Below are 20,472 nucleotides of genomic sequence, written 5' to 3' on the forward strand. Positions count from 1 at the left end.
CGTTGCCGCCCTGGTCAGAGCGGGTCCCGACCTGTTACCCCGGCGTGGACCTCCTGTTCCTGAGGCGCAGCAGGGGCCGCCCTACTGTCGAGCTGCGGTCCCGGTCGGGAGCGTGGGACCGGCGGGAGGCCGGGCCCCGAGGAGGGAGGGGTCCGATGGCGCTCCAGGTGTCGAACGGGGGTCCGGGCGGCAAGTCCGTGGGCGCCGCCACGATCGGGATCGTGGTGACCCTGCTGGTCTTCGTCGCGGTCTTCATCGGCTTCCTCATCGCACCGCTGCTGGTGCTCCTGCTGGCCTTCCTCGGCTGGTCGGCGGCCCGGGCGCGCGGCGAGCGCGGCAGCGGCCCCGGCTCCGCCGCGCACACCGACGACGACGCCGCGGCGCACGGCTTCGGGACGGGAACCCGATGACCACCCAGACCACCACCCAGGCGACCCGCGCCGCGCGGCTCAGCGACGGCGTCGACGCCGAGCTGGCCCGGCTGCTGCCCGAGGGGATCTGCCGCACCTTCCGGGTGCTGGCCTACGCCGTGGTCGACGGCCAGGTCCTGGTCGCCGCGACCGACCCCGAGGACCAGGTCACCGAGCACGTCGTCGCCGAGCGGGTCGACGCACCGGTGCTCCTGGTGCGCCACACCGCCAACGAGATCATGGCGGCGATCGACGCCGCCCACCCGCTGGTCGACGGCGATGCCGAGAGGGTCGAGAGCGCCGAGTCGCGACGGGCCCGGGTGCAGATGGCGCAGATGCTGACGCGCAGCGGCCTGGTCACCGGCGAGCAGCTGCAGCGCGCGATGGTCGAGTACTCACGCACCGGCGACCCGCTGGGCGACATCCTGGTCTCCCACGAGGCCATCGACGAGGACGTCCTGGTCGCCGCGCTCGCCGAGATCCACCAGATGCAGCGGGTCGGCCTCAGCGACTTCGAGCCCGACCCCGACCTCGCCCGTCGCCTGCCCGAGCCGCTGGCCCGGACCCTCCAGGTGGTCCCGGTCGCGGAGTCCGAGGGCGTCGTGCTGCTCGCGGTCGCCCGCCCGCTGCCCGCCCCCGCGCTGCGCGAGGTGGAGACGGCGCTGGGCCGGCCGGTGCGCCAGCTGCTGGCCAACCGCACCGACCTCGACCAGCTCCTGCAGCGCATCCACTCCGAGCACTACGCCGACGTCTCGACGCTGCACCTGATGGAGAACGCGCCCGAGTCCTCCGCGCACGTCGTCATCTCCTCGACCCAGAAGGCGGTGCTGGTCATCGCCCTGGTGGTCACGGTGCTGTGCGGGCTGCTGTGGCCGATGGGCACGCTCATCGCGCTGGTCGGGGCCGCCAGCCTGGTCTACCTGCTGGTCTCCGTCTACAAGTTCCGGCTGACGCTGCGGGCGCTGGGCACCCACCTCGAGACCGACATCACCGACGAGGAGATCGCCGCCATCGACGAGCGGCAGCTGCCCGTCTACACGATCCTCGTGCCCCTCTACAAGGAGGCCGCGATCGTCGGTCGGCTGGTGCGCGACATCAACGCCCTCGATTACCCCCGCACCCGCCTCGACGTGAAGCTGCTGTGCGAGGAGGACGACCTCGAGACCATCGAGACGATCCGCGGGATGCGCCTGCCCCCGCACTTCCACCTGGTCGTGGTCCCCGACGCGCAGCCCAAGACCAAGCCGAAGGCCTGCAACTACGGCCTGCAGCTGGCCACCGGCACCGTCTGCGTCATCTTCGACGCCGAGGACCGCCCCGACCCCGACCAGCTCAAGAAGGCCGTGACGGCCTTCGAGCGGGTGCCCGGCAACGTGGTGTGCGTCCAGGCCAAGCTCAACTACTTCAACCAGGGCCAGAACATGCTCACCGCCTGGTTCGCCAACGAGTACTCGATGCACTTCGAGCTGGTGCTGCCGGCGATGGGCGCCTCGGAGTCGCCCATCCCGCTGGGCGGCACCTCCAACCACTTCCGCACCGACGTGCTGCGCGACCTCGGCGCCTGGGACCCCTTCAACGTCACCGAGGACGCCGACCTCGGCATCCGCCTGCACCGCGAGGGCTACCGCACCGCGATGATCGACTCCACGACGCTGGAGGAGGCCAACTCGCAGGTGCCCAACTGGATCCGCCAGCGCAGCCGGTGGATCAAGGGCTACATGCAGACCTGGCTGGTGCACATGCGCAACCCGGTGGCGCTGCTGAGCCAGACCGGCCTGCGCGGCTTCCTGTCCTTCAACCTCACCATGGGCAGCGCCTTCGTGCTCCTGATGAACCCGGTCTTCTGGGGCCTGACCACGCTCTACGTCCTGACCCAGGCCGGCTTCATCCAGCAGCTCTTCCCGGGCCTGGTCTTCTACGCCGCCAGCGCGATGCTCTTCATCGGCAACTTCGTCTTCGTCTACCTCAACGTCGCCGGCAGCCTCCAGCGCGGCGAGTTCGGCATCACCCGCACCGCGCTGCTCTCGCCGCTCTACTGGGGCCTGATGAGCTGGGCGGCCTGGAAGGGCTTCATCCAGCTCTTCACCAACCCGTTCTACTGGGAGAAGACCGAGCACGGCCTCAACGAGCCGCCGGCGGGTGGGCACTGATGAGCCTCACCGTCGAGCCGGCCTCCCCCAGCGCCGCGGTGGTGACCCACCGCGAGCGCCTGTCGGGCATCGTGCAGTCGGTGGGCCGTCGCCCGGTCGACGTGCCGCGCCGCCCGTGGGAGAGCCTGCTGGTCTTCGCGCTGTTCTCGCTGGCCTACGCCTGGTTCGGCTACTGGCTGGTGGTCCAGCAGCACGTGGTGGGCTTCGAGAGCCTCGACCGGCTCAACCGGGCGCTGATGATCTGGCACAACGACCCGGCCAAGCTCTCCGCGCTCGGCTTCGACTACCCGCCGCTGGCCACCCTCCTGGTCTCCCCGCTCACGCTGGTGCCGGCGCTGGCCCGCTCCCTGGTGATCGTGCCGCTGACCTCCGCGTTCTTCGCCGCCTTCATGATGGTCGTCGTCAACACCATGCTGCGCCGCGCGACGGTGGCCGCGCCCCTGCGGGTCGCGGTGCTGGTCAGCCTCGGCGCCAACCCGCTGCTGGCGCTGTACGCCGCCGGCGGGGCGCGCCACATCATCTGGATGTGCTTCGTGGTCACGGCCCTGGGCGCGCTGTTCGCCTGGTACGTCACCGCCGACATCCGCTTCGTGATGATCGCCGGCCTGGCCTACTCGGTGGCCGCCCTCGCCGGCTACAGCAGCCTGCTGTGGTTCCTGGTCAGCGCGGTGCTCATCGGCGCCGTCCTGGCCCGGATGGGCGCCGACGGCACCGAGGTCGAGGGCACCACCATCGGCTTCGCGGCACCCACGGTCTACGTCATCGCGCTGTGGACCGTCTTCAACCTGCTGCTCCTGGGCAACCCGGTCGCCTGGATCACCTCCGCCAGCGACGCCTCCACCGCGCTCACCGAGAGCTTCACCTTCGTCGAGCTGGCCCGCTACACCGGCGAGCTGGTGCTCTTCGGCGCCCCGATCGCGATCGTGGTGCTGCCCGCCCTGGTCTTCGCCGGGCTGGCACGCGCCAACACCTTCGCGCTGTGGCTCGGGGTGCTGCTGGCGGTGGCGGTCCTCTCCCCCGGCTTCGCTGTGGTCCTGGGTCTCTCCGACTCGCCGATGGCGATGCGCAACGCGCTGCCCGTCCTGCTGCTGGCGTGCGTGGGGGCGATCTGGCTGGCCCGCTCGGCCGGCAGCGGCGCCACGCTCGTCAGCGCCCTGCTCGTCGTCGGCCTCGTGCTGAGCATCCCGTGGACGTTCCAGGCGATGAAGACCTACAAGTACCAGAACCTCGAGTCGGTCTTCGCCGCCGCGATCTCGACCCGCGCCAGCCAGGAGGGCGCCCGGACCCTGGGCGACCAGGTCGTGGGCGTGGTCGACGAGCAGGCGATGGCGGCCTTCATCCGCGACAACGTCCAGCGCACCGGCTCGATCCTCACCGACAACGCCCAGACCTACGCGGTGATGCTCTTCACCGGGCGGCCCGACCTGTTCTTCGACCGCGTCGACGCCTCCGACGGGCCGTGGCAGGAGGCGGCGGCCGACCCGGTCGCGCACGTCGACTACCTGCTGCTCTCCACCGGCGACGCCGACCTGCTCACCGAGCGCTACCCCGAGGCCGCCCAGGGCGAGGACGTCCAGCTGACCAGCGTCTACCGCACCGAGCGCTACACCCTGGTCGCGGTGCCGCCGGGCTTCCGGCCCGAGACCACCGAGAGCCAGGCACCCTGATGGAGTCCAGCGCCCCGGTGACCCCGCCCCCGTCCCTCGACGACATCCTCGCTGCCGCCGGCAGCGCGCGGATCGGTCGCGTCGACTTCACCCACCGGCTCGTGGCCGAGCCCCTGCCCGAGCCGGAACCCGCACCCGAGCCGGCAGCCGAGCCCGAGGCCGTGGCCGAGCCGGAGACCGAGCCCGACCCGGAGCCCGACCCGGAGCCGACCGGCCAGCTGCACGTCTCGCCCCCGCCGCCCGAGGGCCCCCTGGTGGTCCCCACCGACACGCTCGAGAGCGTGCTGGCCCACCTGCCCCGCCTCGCGCGGGCGCCGGAGGCCCCGACCGGCTCGGCCACCGAGGTCGACGTCGCCGAGGTCGCCCGCATCGCCGCCGAGCGCATCCGGGTGACCCGTGACGCCACCCTGACCCACCTGGCCGCGGTCGAGGAGGAGGTCGCGCGCCGGTGCGAGCTCATCACGGCGCAGGCCGAGCTCGACGCCGAGCTGATCCGGCTCCAGGCCCGCCGCGAGGCGCACGCCATCGTGGCCGCGGCCCGGGCGCGCACCGACGGGACGCCCCCCGGTGACGAGGGCGCCCGCCTGGCCGCCATCGCCGACGTGGTCGCCCGGCTCGGCTCCGACCTCGAGCTCGACGGCCCCACCCCTCCCGGAGGAGACCGATGAGCCCGACGCGCACCCGGTTGCCGGCCGCCCTGCTGGCCACGGGACTGCTCGCCACGCTGGCTGCCTGCGGCGGCTCCGACAGCCCCGACGGCACCGGGGCGGGTCGCTCGCCCGACGGTGACGTCGTGGTCACCGCCGGTGCCACCTCGGGCCCGGCCACGGTCGTGGGTGCCGACGGGGGCGTGGTGGTCGCCGAGCGGCGCCACTTCAGCGCCGACTCGCCGTGGAACGAGCGGGTCGACGGGTCCCCCGTGGACCCTGCCTCCGACCGGTTGATGCGCCAGGTCCAGGTGCGCGAGGGCGTCGTCGAGGACGGCGGCTCCGTGCGGGTGCAGACCGAGAAGATCACCGACCCGATCTACATCAACACCGAGGCCTGGACGGTGCCGGTGGTGGCCGGCGGCGAGCCGACCCCGGTGGTGTGCCGCCAGTCCCAGTGCGGCGACGGCGACGACGAGATCACCCTCGACATCCCGGCCGACATCGACCCCGACCCCCGCTACGACGGGTGGTTCACCGTCTTCGACACCACCGAGTCGGTCGCCTACGACCTGTGGCGGGCCCGGCGCGAGGACGACGGCTCCATCAGCTACCACTACATGAAGCGATGGGACCTCGACGGCCCCGGCTTCAGCGCGCCGCAGCAGGTCAGCGCCCGGGGCTCGGGGCTGCCGCTCTTCGCCGGCCTGATCCGGCCCGGCGAGCTCGAGGCCGGACTCATCGAGCACGCGCTGGCGATCAGCCTGCCCGGTCCGGCGCAGAACGTGTTCGTGCAGCCGGCCTCCTCCACCGACGGCAACGGCCTGGCCGACTCGCTTCCCGAGGGCGCCCGGATCCGTCTGCGTGCCGACGTGGTCCCCGAGCGGCCGCGCGACCCGGCGACGGGCAAGCTGATCAGGCTCACCGACCAGCAGCGCCGGATGGCCGACGCGATCGTGCTGGCGCTGCGCACCTACGGCGCCATCGTCGTGGACCGCGCCGAGGTGCCGACCCTCTACGCCCAGCGCGACGTGACCTCCGGCCTCCTGGAGGGCAACGAGCTGCAGAGCCTGGACCTCACCGACTTCGAGGTCGTCGAGCTGGGTGAGCGCTACCGCTACCCGCCGGCCGCCGGCTCCGACGACTCGGGACTGGTGACGGCGCGTCCCTCGCGCGCCGCGACCGGCACCATCGAGGAGCAGCCATGAGCAACCACCCCGTCCGGCGCACCCGAGCAGCGGGTGCCGTGCTGGCGCTGGCCGCGCTGGCGCTCACCGCCTGCTCCGAGGAGCCGACCCAGGGCGCGACCGACGTCGTGGCCGACGCGCAGGCCCGCGACTACCGCGACGGCCAGGTCGAGGCGCAGCGCGTGCGCCAGGCCAACCGTGCGCTGCCCTCGCCCACCTCCGGCGTCGTCACCATCGACGGCGTCGACGGCACCCTGACCAGCGAGGAGGTGACCGCCTTCCAGCGCAGCGGCTCCTCGGTCGACGTCGAGGTCTCCCGGCGCGGTGAGGACGCCGCCTTCGCGTCGCTGTGCGACGGGGAGGTCGACGTGGTCGACTCCACCCGCGCCGTCGCGCCCGAGGAGCTCGAGGCCTGCCGCTCCGTGGGCCTCGACGTCGTGCAGCTCCAGGTCGCCTCCGACGCGGTCGTGGTCGCCATCAAGAACGAGACCGACGTGGGCGGCGACTGCCTGGGCACCCAGCAGGTCCGCGAGGTCTACCGGGCCGGCTCCCCCGTCACGACGTGGTCGCAGCTGGGCGACGGCTACGACGACGTGCCGCTCGAGGTGGCCGGCCCCAACCGCGAGAACAACGCCTTCCAGTTCTTCGGCCGCACCGTGCTCGACGCCCCCGCCCCCTCCCTGATCAACCTGCGCTCCGACTACCGCACCTTCGACACCGACCAGGGCTCGCGGCTGTTCGTCGTGGGGCGCGAGCGCGACGAGGACCTCGCGCTGCAGCTGCGCGACCGCTCCCGCGAGCGCGACCTGGCCAAGAGCCGGCTCACGGAGCAGTGGCAGGTCGTCAACGACGCCAAGGCCGAGGTCGAGGTGGCCCACGCCGAGGTCGAGAAGGGGGTGCGCGACCAGCGTCCCGCGGACCAGCAGGCCGCCGACCGCCAGCGCGTGGTGCGCGCCGAGGAGGCGCTCGCCGCGGCCCGCAGCGAGATGTTCGTGCTGACCGACGAGAAGAACGCGGTGGTGGCGCGCTACGACGCCGCCGCCGCGGCGCGCGCCCGGGTGCAGCGCACCCGCGGGCACGTGGGCTACTTCCTGTTCAGCTACTACGAGCTCTTCGAGGACCAGCTGCGCCCCTTCGAGATCACCGACCCCGACGGAGAGCGCAACTGCATCTTCCCCTCCCAGCGCACCATCACCAGCGGCGAGTACCCGCTGTCGCGCCGGATGCTGCTGACCACCACCACCCGCTCCCTGGACCGCCCGGAGGTCGCCGAGTTCCTCGAGCACTTCCTCGACCGCGCGGGTGACGCGGCCGTCGACGCCCAGCTGGTCGCGCTCTCCCAGGCCGAGATCGACCGCCAGCTCGACTGGGTCACCGGCCGCGAGGAGCCCGACCTCGTCACGCTGGAGGAGGCACCGCAGACCGAGCAGGCCGCACCGGCCACCCAGCCGGCGGAGCCGGCCCGGTGAGCCCCGCCCGCGGGGTCGCGGCCTGGGTGCTGGTGGCGCTCGTGGGCTCGCTGCTGCCCTCGACCACGGCGACCGGCGCGGAGCGTCCCGGGGCGGGCGGGGCGTCCGCGACGCCCGCCGAGCGGGTGGCGACCCGCCGCGTCGAGGACGCCACCCGCCGCAAGATCGTCCTGGACTGGAACGGTCCCGGCGGCCGCCAGGTGCGCTCCACCCCGGTCCCGGGCATCGGCACCCTCAAGCTGGTCTGCAAGCCGCGCAACACGATGGTCAAGCTGACCCCGTACGACCGCTCGGCCGAGACGCAGATGTGGCTGGCCAAGCACGAGGACAAGGCTGGCCCCGCGGTCGCGGTCAAGAACGTGCGCGTCTACCGCTGGGCCGACGCCGACGACGACGGCCGCGGCGGCACCGGTCGCAGCGCCCACGAGGGCCTCAACCAGGCCACCCCCGTCGAGAACTACTCCTCGGGCTTCATGCACGGCGTCGTCAGCCAGCGCCCCGGTCGCCACCAGCCGACCGCGGGCGCGGCCCGCACGCCGTCGACCTCGCTCGAGATCAACTGGTACTGGAACGGCTTCCACCACCCGCGCCAGTACCGGTCGTGCCGGATCGCCGCCACCCTCCAGACCGTCACCGACACCTCCATCGGCGTCGACTGGCACGGCGACGCCGACGGCCTCGCCGGCCCCAGCCGCCAGGTCACACCGCTCGACGGGCTCGGTGACCTCGAGCTGACCTGCTCCCCCGACCACGGCGACGGCGGGCGCCAGGACGTGCTGCTGCGCACCGAGGACCGGGAGGCGACGCTCTACTACGAGCGCATCGAGGGCGAGGGCGCCGTGGACGACCACGTCGAGACCGACACCCTCGAGCACGACCCCGTGCTGGGCGCGGTGCCGCCGGTGACGCTGCCCGAGAACGGCATGCTGCGGCTGTGGTGGACCGCCCACGGCCGCACCCGTCGCTTCGTGCTCTCCTCCTACTACGTCGTCAACGACGCCGAGCACCCGCACCTCAACCTCTGCGAGGTCGCGGCGGCCGAGTTCTGAGCCGACTGCGTCCACCCCCTGCGGCGGCCCGCAGCAGTCCCGGATCAGTGTGCGGCGCTGTCTCCCAGCTGCAGGGTGAAGGTGTCGAGGAGCGTGCTGCCGTCCTCGGCGTAGACGTTGAGTATCGGTCCGTGGCCCAGTGCCGCCCAGCGTTCCTGCCACTCGAGGGCCTGCGCGGGGGTAGCCGGAGACTGCTCGGCGGTGAAGGTGTAGCCCCGCACGCCGTGGTCGCCGCCCGTGGCCACCAGGTCGGGCTCGCGGGTGCCGGTGTCGGCGCCGTAGGTCTGACCGGCGTCGTTGCGGGGGTACCCCTCGGCCGGGTTCTTGCGCTTGCCGAGCGGTTCGCCGGGTCGGTGGACGACACCACGGGTCAGGACACCGACGCGGGTGCCGTCCGTGCCGCGGACGGGAACGGTCAAGGCACCGGTCGAGGACAGGTAGCCGGCCGCGGTGAGGTCGTCGACCAGGCGGTCGCAAGCAGGCCGGGTCGAGCAGTGGTAGTCGCTGTCGCTCATGTCCGCAACGGACACGTACCCCTGCGCGCCGTTGTCGGCGACGACGGGGAAGGTGCCGGCTGGCGACGTCTCCCCGTCCCACCCCTCACTCATCCATCCACCGTCGTCCTCCGGCTCCGCGCCGAGGCTCGGGTCCAGCTTCTGGCTGGCTTCGGGCGCCACCGGGGTGCTGGCCTCCTGGTGCTGCCGGGGGCCCTCAGCGGGGTCCAGTGCCGTGTCGTCGACGCTGGCCCCGACGAGGTACGCCGACGCGACCGTGGCCACACCGAGACCGGCGACAGCGGCTCCGAGGCAGATGCGTGTCCGGCGTCGGCGTCGACGGGACGCGGCGAGGACGAGGCCGACCGGTGGTGCGGCGACGGGGATGTCGTCTCCCGCGCGGGCGACCAGCTCGGTCAGGTCGTTGCTCATCGCTCTGCCTCCGTTCGTAGCGGGACCAGGCGGGGGTCGGCGGCCAGTGCTGTCATGGCCCTCGACAGCCGGCTCTTGACCGTGCCCGGGGCGACGTCGAGGACGTCGGCCGTCTGCTGCTCCGAGAGGTCGCAGAAGTGGCGCAGCACCACCACCTGCCGCTGAGCGAGCGGCAACCCAGCCAGCGCTTCGCGGACCCCGTGCGCGACGGACACGGACTCTGCGACGTCACCGCCCGCGGACAGCGTCGCCTGGAGATCGCGCTGGGTCGCTGGGTCGGTCGGCACTTCGCTGCGCCACCGGCGTCGGCGGCTCGCCCGCATCCTGTTGATCAGGATGCGGTGCACGTACGCCGCGGAGTCCTGGGCGAGCTGCACGCGACCCCAACGACGGTGGCAGTCGACCAGCGCCGCCTGGGCGAGGTCCTCAGCAGCATGGAGGTCCGCGCCCATCAGCACCGCTGCACGCACCAGGCCCGCCCAGCGGGCGGCCATGAACGCCTCGAAGTCGGCGGTCTCGTCAGGTGTCACACAGGTAAAGATGCCCCAGCAGCGCCATTCGGTTCCATCGAGCCCCAGCGGCGGCCAGGGGGGCAGCGGGGTGGTGTACCTCGACCGGCGTGAGCGCGTGCCTTGCTGGGCACCTGGGCCGGGGCAGAAAGTGTGGAGTCCTGGATCGGGGTGCACGGGCAACTGAGCTGTGGACCCCGTGGGTGGCCCGTGTTGCCGTCCGTTTGACGCTGCCCTCGTAGCGTTGTCCTGGACGTCGCGACGGGGGGTCGCGACCGGCGTCTCGGAGCGAGGGGGCACGACGATGTCGAAGCGACCGGACACCGGCGCACACGCGGGACGACGCACCTCGACGGTCCAGCTGGCCGTGGTGCGCGACGACGCGACCACCCGGTCCCGCGACGAGGAGGCGTGCTCCGAGGGGCGCCGCCCGCTCGGGTGGCTCTTCCACGAGGGCCCCGGAGGTCGCCTCGACCCCCGCTCACAGACCTCCGACGCCCGGCGGCGCTAGTCGGGCGGCCCCCAGGTGGGCCGCACCGCCGACCTCGGCGACTCCTCCAGCGCACGGGCGTCGCGGCGCGAGGGCGCCGTCCCGCCCAGGTGACGGGGGTACCACCGTGCTTGCTCCCCCGGTCGCGGCCGGTGCTCGGGCAGCCGCTGCAGGTCCTCGAGCAGGCCCGTGAGCCGCTCGCCCAGCCCAGCCGTGGTCGTGCCCAGGTCGGCGGTCGGGGCCACGCGCAGCGGCGCGCCGAACCGTACGTCGACCGTGCGGCCACGGGCCAGGTCCGGGCGCGGCGAGGGCTCGTGCGCCTCGCGGCGCAGCGGCCAGAGCCGCTGGGTGCCCCACACCGCCACGGGCACCACCGGCACGTCCAGCTCGCGCGCCAGCGCCGCCACACCGGGCATCAGCGCGCGCACCGTGTAGGAGTGCGAGACCCCGGCCTCGGGGAAGGCACCCACCGCCTCGCCCTCCCGCAGCAGCGCGCGGGCGCGCAGGTAGGCCGCCGCCGGCGCCCGCCGGTCGACCGGGACGTGGCGCATCGCGGTCATCGCGCGCCCGACCAGCGGTGCGTGCCACACGTCGTGCCGGGCCAGGAAGCGCACGTGGCGCCCGCGCGCGAGGGCGGCCTGGCCCACGAAGAGGAAGTCCGCGAAGGCCACGTGGTTGCTGGCCAGCAGCACCGGACCGTGCTCGGGCAGGTGCTCCTCGCCCGACCAGCGGCTGGTGACCTGCAGCGCCCGGAGCGCCACCCGGCCCAGCCGGACGGTCGCGCCGTACGCCGCTTCGCCGCTCAGGAGAAGGGGGGTCGGGCGTCGAGGGCCAGCGAACGGCGCCCGGCCCAGCGCCACACCCGCGCGGCGCTGTCGCGGTCCTCGTCGGTGACCAGGTTGCCCATCCACCGCAGCGCCAGCGTCATCAGCCGGTCCGAGCGCATCCCGGCCGGCCCCAGCGTCGGCAGCAGCCGCGGCACCGTGACCAGGCCCGCGAGCCGCCGGGCGACGGAGAACGACTCCCCGTAGTGCGCCGAGAGCAGGGCCGGCCAGTCGGTGGCGAGCCGGTCGCGGTCGGGGTTGAGGTCGGCCATCAGCTCGGCGACCAGTCGACCGGTCTCGAGCCCGTAGTCGATGCCCTCGCCGTTGAGCGGGTTCACGCAGCCGGCGGCGTCACCGACCAGCGCCCAGTTGGGCCCGGCGACGCCGGAGACGGCACCGCCCATGGGCAGCAGCGCCGACGTCGGCGCCCGCAGCTCGCCGCTGAGGCCGAAGCCCTCACGACGCTCGTCGGCGTAGAACTGCATGAGCGGCTTGACGGCGATGTTCGCCGGGCGCTTCGCGGTGGCCAGCGTGCCGACGCCGAGGTTCACCTCGCCGTTGCCGAGCGGGAAGATCCAGCCGTAGCCCGACAGGATCGCGCCGTCCTCGCCGCGCAGCTCCAGGTGCGAGCTGATCCACGGGTCGTCGGACTCGGTGGAGGCGACGTAGGAGCGACCCGCGACGCCGTAGACGGTGTCGCGGTGCCACTCGCGGCCCAGCACCTTGCCCAGCGGCGAGCGCACGCCGTCGGCGACCACCAGGCGCCGGCAGCCGATCTCGAACCGCTCCACGTCGTCGCGTCCGCCGGGGCCGCGACGCTCCACCACGACCGCGCGCACCCGGTCGCCCTCGCGCACGACGTCGACGGCCCGGACCCCGTCGAGCGCCTGGGCCCCGGCCTTGATGGCCGCGGTGCGCAGGTGGTCGTCGAGCTCGGTGCGCGGCACGGCGCTGCCCCACGAGGGCAGGTTCCCGCCGGGCCAGGGCAGCAGCAGGGTCTGGCCGAACCCGTGGGCGCGCAGCCCCTGGTTGACGGTGTGGGCGCGCAGCCAGTCCTCCAGCCCGAGCAGCGACAGCTCGTGCACCGCGCGCGGGGTCAGCCCGTCGCCGCAGGTCTTGTCGCGCGGGAAGACCGCAGCGTCGGTCAGCAGGACGTCGAGGCCGGCGCGTGCGGCCCAGGCGGCGGCCGCCGACCCGGCCGGTCCGGCACCGACGACGAGGACGTCGGTCTGGGTCGGGAGGCTCACGCCGTGATTCTCCCAGGTGGTCGGGCGCGCCCCAAGTCCACCCGTCCCGGGCTAGGTGTCCTGCTCCTCCACCGGCGGGTAGACCTGCCCGGTCGTGTCGTACTCGTCGCGGTCGGTGAACATTCCCTTCTCGGGGTCGAAGTCGCGCTCGGTGTTGTCGACCTCGGCCCCCTCGGGCCGGTTCTCGGCCGCCAGCCGCTCCGCCCGCTCACGCTCGACCTGCTCGACCTCGTCCTGGCCCGGCTGCTCGTCCACGTCGTCGCCTCCCGATAGGTGAGCACCCAGCGCACCACGCCGCGCCGGCCCGCGCAACGCCCCGACCGGGCGTCCCCGAAATCACCACAGCCCGCCCGGTGGGACCGGGCGGGCTGGGCGTCGAGCTGTGCTCAGGTGGAGATCAGCTCTGGTACGACCCGAAGTCGAAGTCGTCTAGGGCGACGGCCTGGCCGCCGGCGTTGCCGCCGAACTCGTAGTCGTAGGAGTCGTAACCGGTCACGGAGTACGCCGCGGCGCGGGCCTCCTCGGTCGGCTCCACCCGGATGCTGCGGTACCGCTCGAGGCCGGTGCCCGCCGGGATCAGCTTTCCGATGATCACGTTCTCCTTCAGGCCGCGCAGCGAGTCGCTGCGCCCGTGGATCGCCGCGTCGGTGAGCACTCGGGTGGTCTCCTGGAAGGAGGCCGCCGAGAGCCACGACTCGGTCGCCAGCGAGGCCTTGGTGATGCCCATGAGCACCGGGCGGCCCGAGGCCGGCTTGCCGCCCTCGGAGACCACGCGACGGTTCTCGGACTCGAAGATCACGCGGTCCACGAGGTCGGAGGGCAGCAGGTTGGTGTCGCCCGACTCGATCACGGTGATGCGACGCAGCATCTGGCGCACGATGATCTCGATGTGCTTGTCGTGGATCGACACGCCCTGCGAGCGGTAGACCTGCTGGACCTCGTCGACGAGGTGCTCCTGGGCACGGCGCACACCGAGGATCCGCAGGACGTCCTGCGGGTCGGGCGTGCCCGAGGTCAGGTGGTGGCCGACCTCGACGTGCTGGCCGTCCTCGACGTTGAGGCGCGAGCGCTTCGAGACCGGGTACTCCTGGACCTCGGAACCGTCGTCGGGGGTGACCAGGACCTTGCGGGCCTTGTCGGTGTCCTCGATCTCGATCCGACCGGCCGCCTCGACGATCGGCGTGCGGCCCTTGGGCGAGCGGGCCTCGAAGAGCTCGACCACGCGGGGCAGACCCTGCGTGATGTCGTCGGCCGAGGCCACACCACCGGTGTGGAAGGTACGCATGGTCAGCTGCGTGCCGGGCTCACCGATCGACTGGGCCGCGATGATGCCGACGGCCTCGCCGATGTCGACGAGCTTGCCGGTGGCCAGCGAGCGGCCGTAGCACTTGGCGCAGGTGCCGGTCTTGGCGTCGCAGGTCAGCACGGAGCGGACCTTGACCTCCTCGATGCCGGCGGCCACGAGCTCGTCGATCTTGACGTCGCCGAGGTCCTCGCCGGCCACGGCGAGGGTCTCGCCGCTCTCCGGGTGGGTGACCTCGGTGGCGGCCGCACGGGCGTACGCCGCGGTCTCGGCGTTCTCCGCCTTGACCACGGTGCCGTCCTCACGACGCTCACCGATCCGCTTGGGCAGGCCGCGCTCGGTGCCGCAGTCGTCCTCACGGATGATGACGTCCTGCGAGACGTCCACCAGACGACGGGTCAGGTAGCCCGAGTCGGCGGTACGCAGCGCGGTGTCGGCCAGACCCTTGCGAGCACCGTGGGTGGAGATGAAGTACTCCAGGACCGAGAGGCCCTCACGGAAGTTCGCCTTGATCGGGCGCGGGATGATCTCGCCCTTCGGGTTGGCCACCAGGCCTCGCATGGCGCCGACCTGACGGATCTGGTTCATGTTTCCGGACGCACCCGAGGCGACCATCATGTGGATGGGGTTGGCGTGGTCGAACGCCTCCTCCATCGCGTCGCCGACCTTGCGGCTGGCGTCGGTCCAGATCTCGACGAGCTCCTGACGGCGCTCGTCGTCGGTCATCAGGCCCCGCTCGAAGTCCTTCTGGACCTTCGCGGCCTGCTTCTCGTACGGCGCCAGGATCTCCAGCTTGTCGGCCGGGGTCGTGACGTCGTCGATCGAGACGGTGACGCCCGAGAAGGTCGCCCAGCGGAAGCCGGCGTCCTTGAGCGCGTCGAGCGAGGCGGCGACCTCGACCTTGGTGTAGCGCTCGGCCAGGTCGTTGACGATCGCGCCGAGCTGCTTCTTGCCGACCTCGTAGTTCACGAACGGGTAGTCGGCCGGGAGCGTCTCGTTGAAGAGCGCGCGACCCAGGGTGGTCTCGACCGTGGTCGGCGTGGCGGCCGGGACGGGCTGCACGGGCAGGTCGGGGTCCACCATCGGCACCACGTCGTCGAGGCGGATCTTCACCTTCGACTGCAGGGTGATCTCCTGGCGGTCGAAGGCCATGATCGCCTCGGAGACGCTGGAGAACGCACGGCCCTCGCCGGACTCGCCCTCACGGTCGGTGGTCAGCCAGAACAGGCCGATGATCATGTCCTGCGAGGGCATGGTCACCGGACGGCCGTCCGAGGGCTTGAGGATGTTGTTGGTCGACAGCATCAGGATCCGTGCCTCGGCCTGGGCCTCGGCCGACAGCGGCAGGTGCACCGCCATCTGGTCACCGTCGAAGTCGGCGTTAAACGCGCCGCACACGAGCGGGTGGATCTGGATGGCCTTGCCCTCGATCAGCTGCGGCTCGAAGGCCTGGATGCCCAGGCGGTGCAGGGTGGGTGCACGGTTCAGCAGCACCGGGTGCTCGGTGATGACCTCCTCGAGCACGTCCCACACGACCGGACGCGCACGCTCCACCATCCGCTTGGCGGACTTGATGTTCTGGGCGTGCGAGAGGTCGACGAGGCGCTTCATGACGAACGGCTTGAAGAGCTCGAGCGCCATCTGCTTGGGCAGACCGCACTGGTGCAGCTTCAGCTGCGGACCCGACACGATGACCGAACGGCCCGAGTAGTCCACGCGCTTGCCGAGCAGGTTCTGGCGGAAGCGACCCTGCTTGCCCTTGAGCATGTCGGAGAGCGACTTCAGCGGGCGGTTGCCCGGCCCGGTGACGGGGCGACCACGACGGCCGTTGTCGAACAGCGAGTCGACGGCCTCCTGGAGCATCCGCTTCTCGTTGTTGACGATGATCTCGGGCGCGCCGAGGTCGAGCAGCCGCTTGAGCCGGTTGTTGCGGTTGATCACGCGGCGGTACAGGTCGTTGAGGTCGGAGGTCGCGAAGCGACCACCGTCGAGCTGCACCATCGGACGCAGGTCCGGCGGGATGACCGGGACGGCGTCGAGGACCATGCCCCGCGGCTCGTTGCCGGTCTTGCGGAAGGCGTCGACGACCTTGAGGCGCTTGAGGGCGCGGACCTTCTTCTGGCCCTTGCCGTTGGCGATGGTGTCGCGCAGCGACTCCACCTCGGCGGGGATGTCGAAGTCCTCGAGGCGCTTCTGGATCGCCGCGGCGCCCATGTGGCCCTCGAAGTACTTGCCGAACCAGGCCTTCATCTCGCGGTAGAGCATCTCGTCGCCCATCAGGTCCTGGACCTTGAGGGACTTGAAGGTGTTCCACACCTCGTCGAGGCGGTCGATCTCGCGCTGCGCACGGTCGCGCAGCTGCTTCATCTCGCGCTCGGCACCGTCGCGCACCTTGCGGCGGGCGTCGGCCTTGGCGCCCTCGGCCTCGAGGGCCGCGAGGTCCTCCTCCAGCTTGCGGGTGCGGTCCTCCAGCGACTGGTCGCGACGCTTCTCGAGGCGCTCGCGCTCGAGGCCGACCTTGCCCTCGAGCGAGGACAGGTCGCGGTGGCGGGCGTCCTCGTCGACCGAGGTGATCATGTAGGCCGCGAAGTAGATGACCTTCTCGAGGTCCTTCGGGGCGAGGTCGAGCAGGTAGCCCAGACGGCTGGGGACGCCCTTGAAGTACCAGATGTGGGTGACCGGGGCGGCGAGCTCGATGTGGCCCATCCGCTCGCGACGCACCTTGGAACGGGTCACCTCGACGCCGCAGCGCTCGCAGATGATGCCCTTGAAGCGCACGCGCTTGTACTTGCCGCAGTAGCACTCCCAGTCCCGGGTGGGACCGAAGATCTTCTCGCAGAAGAGGCCGTCACGCTCCGGCTTGAGCGTGCGGTAGTTGATGGTTTCCGGCTTCTTGACCTCGCCGTGGCTCCACGTGCGGATCTCGTCCGCGGTGGCCAGACCGATCTGAAGCTGGTCGAAGAAGTTAACGTCGAGCACCTTGGCTGCAACCCTTCATTGGTTCTTGAAAAAAGTCAGACGTGGGGGGCGGGAGCGGTGGCCGGCGCGACGTGCGCGCCGGCCACCGTGCTCACACCTCTTCGACCGAGCTCGGCTCGCGACGCGACAGGTCGATGCCGAGCTCCTCGGCGGCGCGGAAGACGTCCTCCTCCGCGTCGCGCAGCTCGATGCTGGTGCCGTCCTGGGAGAGGACCTCCACGTTCAGGCACAGCGACTGCATCTCCTTGACGAGCACCTTGAACGACTCGGGGATGCCCGAGTCGGGGATGTTCTCGCCCTTGACGATCGCCTCGTAGACCTTGACGCGACCCGGCACGTCGTCGGACTTGATCGTCAGCAGCTCCTGCAGGGCGTAGGCGGCGCCGTACGCCTCCATCGCCCAGACCTCCATCTCACCGAAGCGCTGGCCACCGAACTGGGCCTTACCGCCGAGCGGCTGCTGGGTGATCATCGAGTAGGGGCCGGTGCTGCGCGCGTGGATCTTGTCGTCCACGAGGTGGTGCAGCTTGAGGATGTACATGTAGCCGACCGAGACCGGGTCCGGGAAGGGCTCGCCCGAGCGGCCGTCGAACAGGTCGGCCTTGCCGGTGCCGTCGATCATCCGCACGCCGTCGCGGTTGGGGATCGTCGAGCCGAGCAGCCCGGTGATCTCGTCCTCGCGCGCACCGTCGAAGACCGGGGTGGCCACCTTGGTGTTGGGCTCGGCCTTGTCGACGTGGATCTTCATCAGACGCTGCTTCCAGTCCGCGTCCGAGGTGTCGTCGGCGAGGTCCAGGTCCCAGCCCTGCTTGGCCAGCCAGCCCAGGTGGAGCTCGAGGATCTGGCCGATGTTCATCCGTCGCGGCACACCCAGCGGGTTGAGCACCACGTCGACCGGGGTGCCGTCCTCCATGAACGGCATGTCCTCGATCGGCAGGATCTTGGCGATGACGCCCTTGTTGCCGTGGCGACCGGCGAGCTTGTCGCCCACCGAGATCTTGCGCTTCTGCGCCACGTAGACGCGGACCAGCTGGTTGACGCCCGGGGGCAGCTCGTCGCCGTCCTCGCGGTCGAAGACGCGCACGCCGATGACGGTGCCCGACTCGCCGTGGGGGACCTTCATCGAGGTGTCGCGCACCTCGCGCGCCTTCTCGCCGAAGATCGCGCGCAGCAGGCGCTCCTCGGGGGTCAGCTCGGTCTCGCCCTTGGGCGTGACCTTGCCGACGAGGATGTCGCCGGTCACGACCTCGGCACCGATGCGGATGATCCCGCGCTCGTCGAGGTCGGCCAGACCCTCCTCGGAGATGTTCGGGATGTCCCGGGTGATCTCCTCGGGGCCCAGCTTGGTGTCGCGGGCGTCGACCTCGTGCTCCTCGATGTGGATCGAGGTGAGGACGTCCTCCTGCACCAGGCGCTGGGAGAGGATGATCGCGTCCTCGTAGTTGTGGCCCTGCCACGGCATGAAGGCGACGAGCAGGTTGGTGCCCAGCGCCATCTCGGCCTCGTCGGTGCAGGGGCCGTCGGCGATCGGGCTGCCGACCTCGAGGCGGTCACCCTCCGAGACCAGGGGGCGCTGGTTGATGCAGGTGCCCTGGTTGGACCGGCGGAACTTCGCCAGCTTGTAGGAGGAGTAGCTGCCGTCGTCGTTCATGGTCTCGACCAGGTCGGCCGAGACGTCCTTGACGACACCGGCCTTCTCGGCCACGACCACGTCGCCGGCGTCGACCGCGGCGCGGTACTCGATGCCGGTGCCGACCAGCGGGCTGTCGCTCTTGATGAGCGGGACGGCCTGGCGCTGCATGTTGGCGCCCATGAGCGCACGGTTGGCGTCGTCGTGCTCGAGGAACGGGATCAGCGCGGTGGCGACCGAGACCATCTGGCGCGGCGAGACGTCCATGTAGTCGATCTCGCCGGCCAGGATCTCGGAGACCTCGCCGTCGCGCTGGCGCACCAGCACGCGCTCGTTGACGAAGCGCAGGTCGTCGTCGAGCTGGGCGTTGGCCTGCGCGATGACGTAGCGGTCCTCGTCGTCGGCGGTCAGGTAGTCGATCTGGTCGGTGACCTGACCCTCGACGACCTTGCGGTAGGGGGTCTCCACGAAGCCGAACGGGTTGATCCGCCCGTAGGAGGCCAGCGAGCCGATCAGGCCGATGTTCGGGCCCTCAGGGGTCTCGATGGGGCACATGCGGCCGTAGTGCGACGGGTGGACGTCGCGGACCTCCATGCCGGCGCGGTCGCGGGAGAGACCGCCGGGACCCAGCGCGGAGAGACGACGCTTGTGCGTCAGGCCCGCGATCGGGTTGGTCTGGTCCATGAACTGGCTCAGCTGCGAGGTGCCGAAGAACTCCTTCAGCGCCGCGACGACCGGGCGGATGTTGATCAGCGACTGCGGCGTGATCGCCTCGACGTCCTGGGTGGTCATCCGCTCGCGGACCACGCGCTCCATGCGCGCCAGCCCGGTGCGCAGCTGGTTCTGGATCAGCTCGCCCACCGTGCGCATGCGACGGTTGCCGAAGTGGTCGATGTCGTCGGCGGCGATGTCGAGCGGACCCGCGGGCGCCTCGACCTCCTCGCGACCGTCGTGCAGGGCCACGATGTAGCGGATCGCGGCGACGACGTCGTCGACGGTCAGCGTCTGCTGGTCGAAGGCCTCGGTCAGGCCGAGCTTCTTGTTGATCTTGTAGCGACCGACCTTGGCCAGGTCGTAGCGCTTGGGGTTGAAGTAGTAGTTGTTCAGCAGGGTCTGGGCGGCCTCCTCCGTGGGGGGCTCGCCCGGACGCAGCTTGCGGTAGATGTCGAGCAGCGCGTCCTTCTGCGTCTCGGTGTGGTCCTTCTCCAGCGTGAGCATCATCGACTCGTACTGGCCGAACTCCTCGCGGATCTGCTCGTTGGTCCAGCCGAGGGCCTTGAGCAGCACCGTGACGTTCTGCTTGCGCTTGCGGTCGAGGCGCACACCGACGAGGTCGCGCTTGTCGATCTCGAACTCCAGCCACGCGCCGCGGCTGGGGATGAGCTTGGCGGTGTAGATGTCCTTGTCGGACGTCTTGTCCGCGGAGCGCTCGAAGTAGACGCCCGGGCTGCGGACCAGCTGGGAGACCACGACGCGCTCGGTGCCGTTGATGACGAACGTGCCCTTGGGGGTCATGAGCGGGAAGTCGCCCATGAAGACCGTCTGGCCCTTGATCTCACCGGTGTCGTTGTTGGTGAACTCCGCCGAGACGTAGAGAGGGGCGGAGTAGGTGAAGTCCTTCTCCTTGCACTCGTCCACGGTGTACTTGGGGTCGTAGAAGACCGGGTTCTCGAACGAGAGCGACATGGTCTCGCTGAAGTCCTCGATCGGCGAGATCTCCTCGAAGATCTCGGTCAGACCGGACTTCTCCGAGACGTCGTCGCCGTTGGCACGGCGACGCTCGACCTCGGCGGTCCACTTGTCGTTGCCGACCAGCCAGTCGAAGCTGTCGGTCTGGAGGGAGAGGAGCTGGGGAACCTCGAGAGGTTCGGCGATCTTCGCGAACGAGATGCGGCGGGTTGCACGAGAAACGGCGGATGCGGAGCGCGCGGCCAAGAGTGAGTCCTTCGACGGGTCTGCTCATCGATGGCGCCAGTCCACCACCA

General features: G+C 71.3%; 15 protein-coding genes. 8 read left to right on the forward strand and 7 right to left on the reverse strand.

The genetic code is table 11. From position 1 onward, the window contains the following. Positions 1-155: 155 nt before the first annotated feature. From H0S66_RS04715 to H0S66_RS04745, 7 genes are read left to right on the forward strand one after another with little or no spacing between them, the layout of a single operon-like run. A complete protein-coding gene (locus tag H0S66_RS04715; protein ID WP_179614369.1) occupies positions 156-410 on the forward strand; it encodes a hypothetical protein in 255 nt (84 codons plus the stop codon). Beyond that, complete coding sequence (locus H0S66_RS04720) at positions 407-2,560, forward strand: glycosyltransferase (protein ID WP_179614370.1); 2,154 nt, start codon at positions 407-409, stop codon at positions 2,558-2,560. The genes H0S66_RS04715 and H0S66_RS04720 overlap by 4 nt, the downstream gene beginning before the upstream one ends. Next, positions 2,560-4,227 (forward strand): hypothetical protein, encoded by a 1,668-nt coding sequence (locus H0S66_RS04725; RefSeq protein ID WP_179614371.1) that lies wholly within the window; start codon positions 2,560-2,562, stop codon positions 4,225-4,227. Before H0S66_RS04720 ends, H0S66_RS04725 begins: the two co-directional genes overlap by 1 nt. After that, a complete protein-coding gene (locus H0S66_RS04730; RefSeq protein WP_179614372.1) occupies positions 4,227-4,895 on the forward strand; it encodes a hypothetical protein in 669 nt (222 codons plus the stop codon). Before H0S66_RS04725 ends, H0S66_RS04730 begins: the two co-directional genes overlap by 1 nt. Next, positions 4,892-6,082 (forward strand): hypothetical protein, encoded by a 1,191-nt coding sequence (locus tag H0S66_RS04735; RefSeq protein ID WP_179614373.1) that lies wholly within the window; start codon positions 4,892-4,894, stop codon positions 6,080-6,082. The genes H0S66_RS04730 and H0S66_RS04735 overlap by 4 nt, the downstream gene beginning before the upstream one ends. Next, entirely contained in the window at positions 6,079-7,530 is a 1,452-nt protein-coding gene (locus H0S66_RS04740) for a PstS family phosphate ABC transporter substrate-binding protein (RefSeq protein WP_179614374.1), read from the forward strand. Before H0S66_RS04735 ends, H0S66_RS04740 begins: the two co-directional genes overlap by 4 nt. Continuing rightward, complete coding sequence (locus H0S66_RS04745) at positions 7,527-8,579, forward strand: hypothetical protein (protein ID WP_179614375.1); 1,053 nt, start codon at positions 7,527-7,529, stop codon at positions 8,577-8,579. The genes H0S66_RS04740 and H0S66_RS04745 overlap by 4 nt, the downstream gene beginning before the upstream one ends. Positions 8,580-8,623: 44 nt before the next feature. Here the strand turns inward: H0S66_RS04745 and H0S66_RS04750 are convergent, their stop codons facing one another. Both H0S66_RS04750 and H0S66_RS04755 read right to left on the reverse strand, forming a co-directional pair. Further along, positions 8,624-9,505 carry a hypothetical protein gene (locus H0S66_RS04750; RefSeq protein WP_179614376.1) on the reverse strand — a complete coding sequence of 294 codons (882 nt, stop codon included), beginning with the start codon at positions 9,503-9,505 and terminating at the stop codon, positions 8,624-8,626. Then, positions 9,502-9,999: a sigma-70 family RNA polymerase sigma factor gene (locus H0S66_RS04755; RefSeq protein ID WP_179617178.1), complete on the reverse strand. Its 498-nt coding sequence runs from the start codon at positions 9,997-9,999 to the stop codon at positions 9,502-9,504. Before H0S66_RS04755 ends, H0S66_RS04750 begins: the two co-directional genes overlap by 4 nt. A gap of 319 nt (positions 10,000-10,318) precedes the next feature. Between H0S66_RS04755 and H0S66_RS04760 the strand changes: the two genes are divergently transcribed. Continuing rightward, a complete protein-coding gene (locus H0S66_RS04760; RefSeq protein WP_179614377.1) occupies positions 10,319-10,525 on the forward strand; it encodes a hypothetical protein in 207 nt (68 codons plus the stop codon). Here the strand turns inward: H0S66_RS04760 and H0S66_RS04765 are convergent. The 5 genes from H0S66_RS04765 to rpoB form a co-directional block, all read right to left on the reverse strand. After that, positions 10,522-11,265: a lysophospholipid acyltransferase family protein gene (locus tag H0S66_RS04765; protein WP_179614378.1), complete on the reverse strand. Its 744-nt coding sequence runs from the start codon at positions 11,263-11,265 to the stop codon at positions 10,522-10,524. The two genes, H0S66_RS04760 and H0S66_RS04765, sit on opposite strands and share 4 nt — an antisense overlap. Before the next feature lie 41 nt (positions 11,266-11,306). Next, positions 11,307-12,575, reverse strand: coding sequence for a geranylgeranyl reductase family protein (locus H0S66_RS04770; protein WP_179614379.1), 1,269 nt, complete (start codon positions 12,573-12,575; stop codon positions 11,307-11,309). 51 nt (positions 12,576-12,626) lie between these two features. Then, entirely contained in the window at positions 12,627-12,830 is a 204-nt protein-coding gene (locus tag H0S66_RS04775; protein ID WP_179614380.1) for a hypothetical protein, read from the reverse strand. A 142-nt stretch (positions 12,831-12,972) separates the two neighbouring features. Next, complete coding sequence (locus H0S66_RS04780) at positions 12,973-16,857, reverse strand: DNA-directed RNA polymerase subunit beta' (protein WP_180923790.1); 3,885 nt, start codon at positions 16,855-16,857, stop codon at positions 12,973-12,975. A gap of 91 nt (positions 16,858-16,948) precedes the next feature. Then, positions 16,949-20,422 (reverse strand): DNA-directed RNA polymerase subunit beta, encoded by a 3,474-nt coding sequence (gene rpoB, locus H0S66_RS04785; protein WP_179614382.1) that lies wholly within the window; start codon positions 20,420-20,422, stop codon positions 16,949-16,951. Positions 20,423-20,472 lie beyond the last annotated feature (50 nt).

Origin of the sequence: Nocardioides marinisabuli, from assembly GCF_013466785.1 — a bacterium.
GTDB classification, from domain to species: Bacteria; Actinomycetota; Actinomycetes; order Propionibacteriales; family Nocardioidaceae; genus Nocardioides; species Nocardioides marinisabuli.

Excerpts from the sequence above, each read along its gene's own strand:
- H0S66_RS04715 (WP_179614369.1), top strand. The coding sequence starts at position 156 with ATGGCGCTCCAGGTGTCGAACGGGGGTCCGGGCGGCAAGTCCGTGGGC.
- H0S66_RS04720 (WP_179614370.1), top strand. The coding sequence starts at position 407 with ATGACCACCCAGACCACCACCCAGGCGACCCGCGCCGCGCGGCTCAGC.
- H0S66_RS04725 (WP_179614371.1), top strand. The coding sequence starts at position 2,560 with ATGAGCCTCACCGTCGAGCCGGCCTCCCCCAGCGCCGCGGTGGTGACC.
- H0S66_RS04730 (WP_179614372.1), top strand. The coding sequence starts at position 4,227 with ATGGAGTCCAGCGCCCCGGTGACCCCGCCCCCGTCCCTCGACGACATC.
- H0S66_RS04735 (WP_179614373.1), top strand. The coding sequence starts at position 4,892 with ATGAGCCCGACGCGCACCCGGTTGCCGGCCGCCCTGCTGGCCACGGGA.
- H0S66_RS04740 (WP_179614374.1), top strand. The coding sequence starts at position 6,079 with ATGAGCAACCACCCCGTCCGGCGCACCCGAGCAGCGGGTGCCGTGCTG.
- H0S66_RS04750 (WP_179614376.1), bottom strand. The coding sequence starts at position 9,505 with ATGAGCAACGACCTGACCGAGCTGGTCGCCCGCGCGGGAGACGACATC.
- H0S66_RS04755 (WP_179617178.1), bottom strand. The coding sequence starts at position 9,999 with ATGGCCGCCCGCTGGGCGGGCCTGGTGCGTGCAGCGGTGCTGATGGGC.
- H0S66_RS04760 (WP_179614377.1), top strand. The coding sequence starts at position 10,319 with ATGTCGAAGCGACCGGACACCGGCGCACACGCGGGACGACGCACCTCG.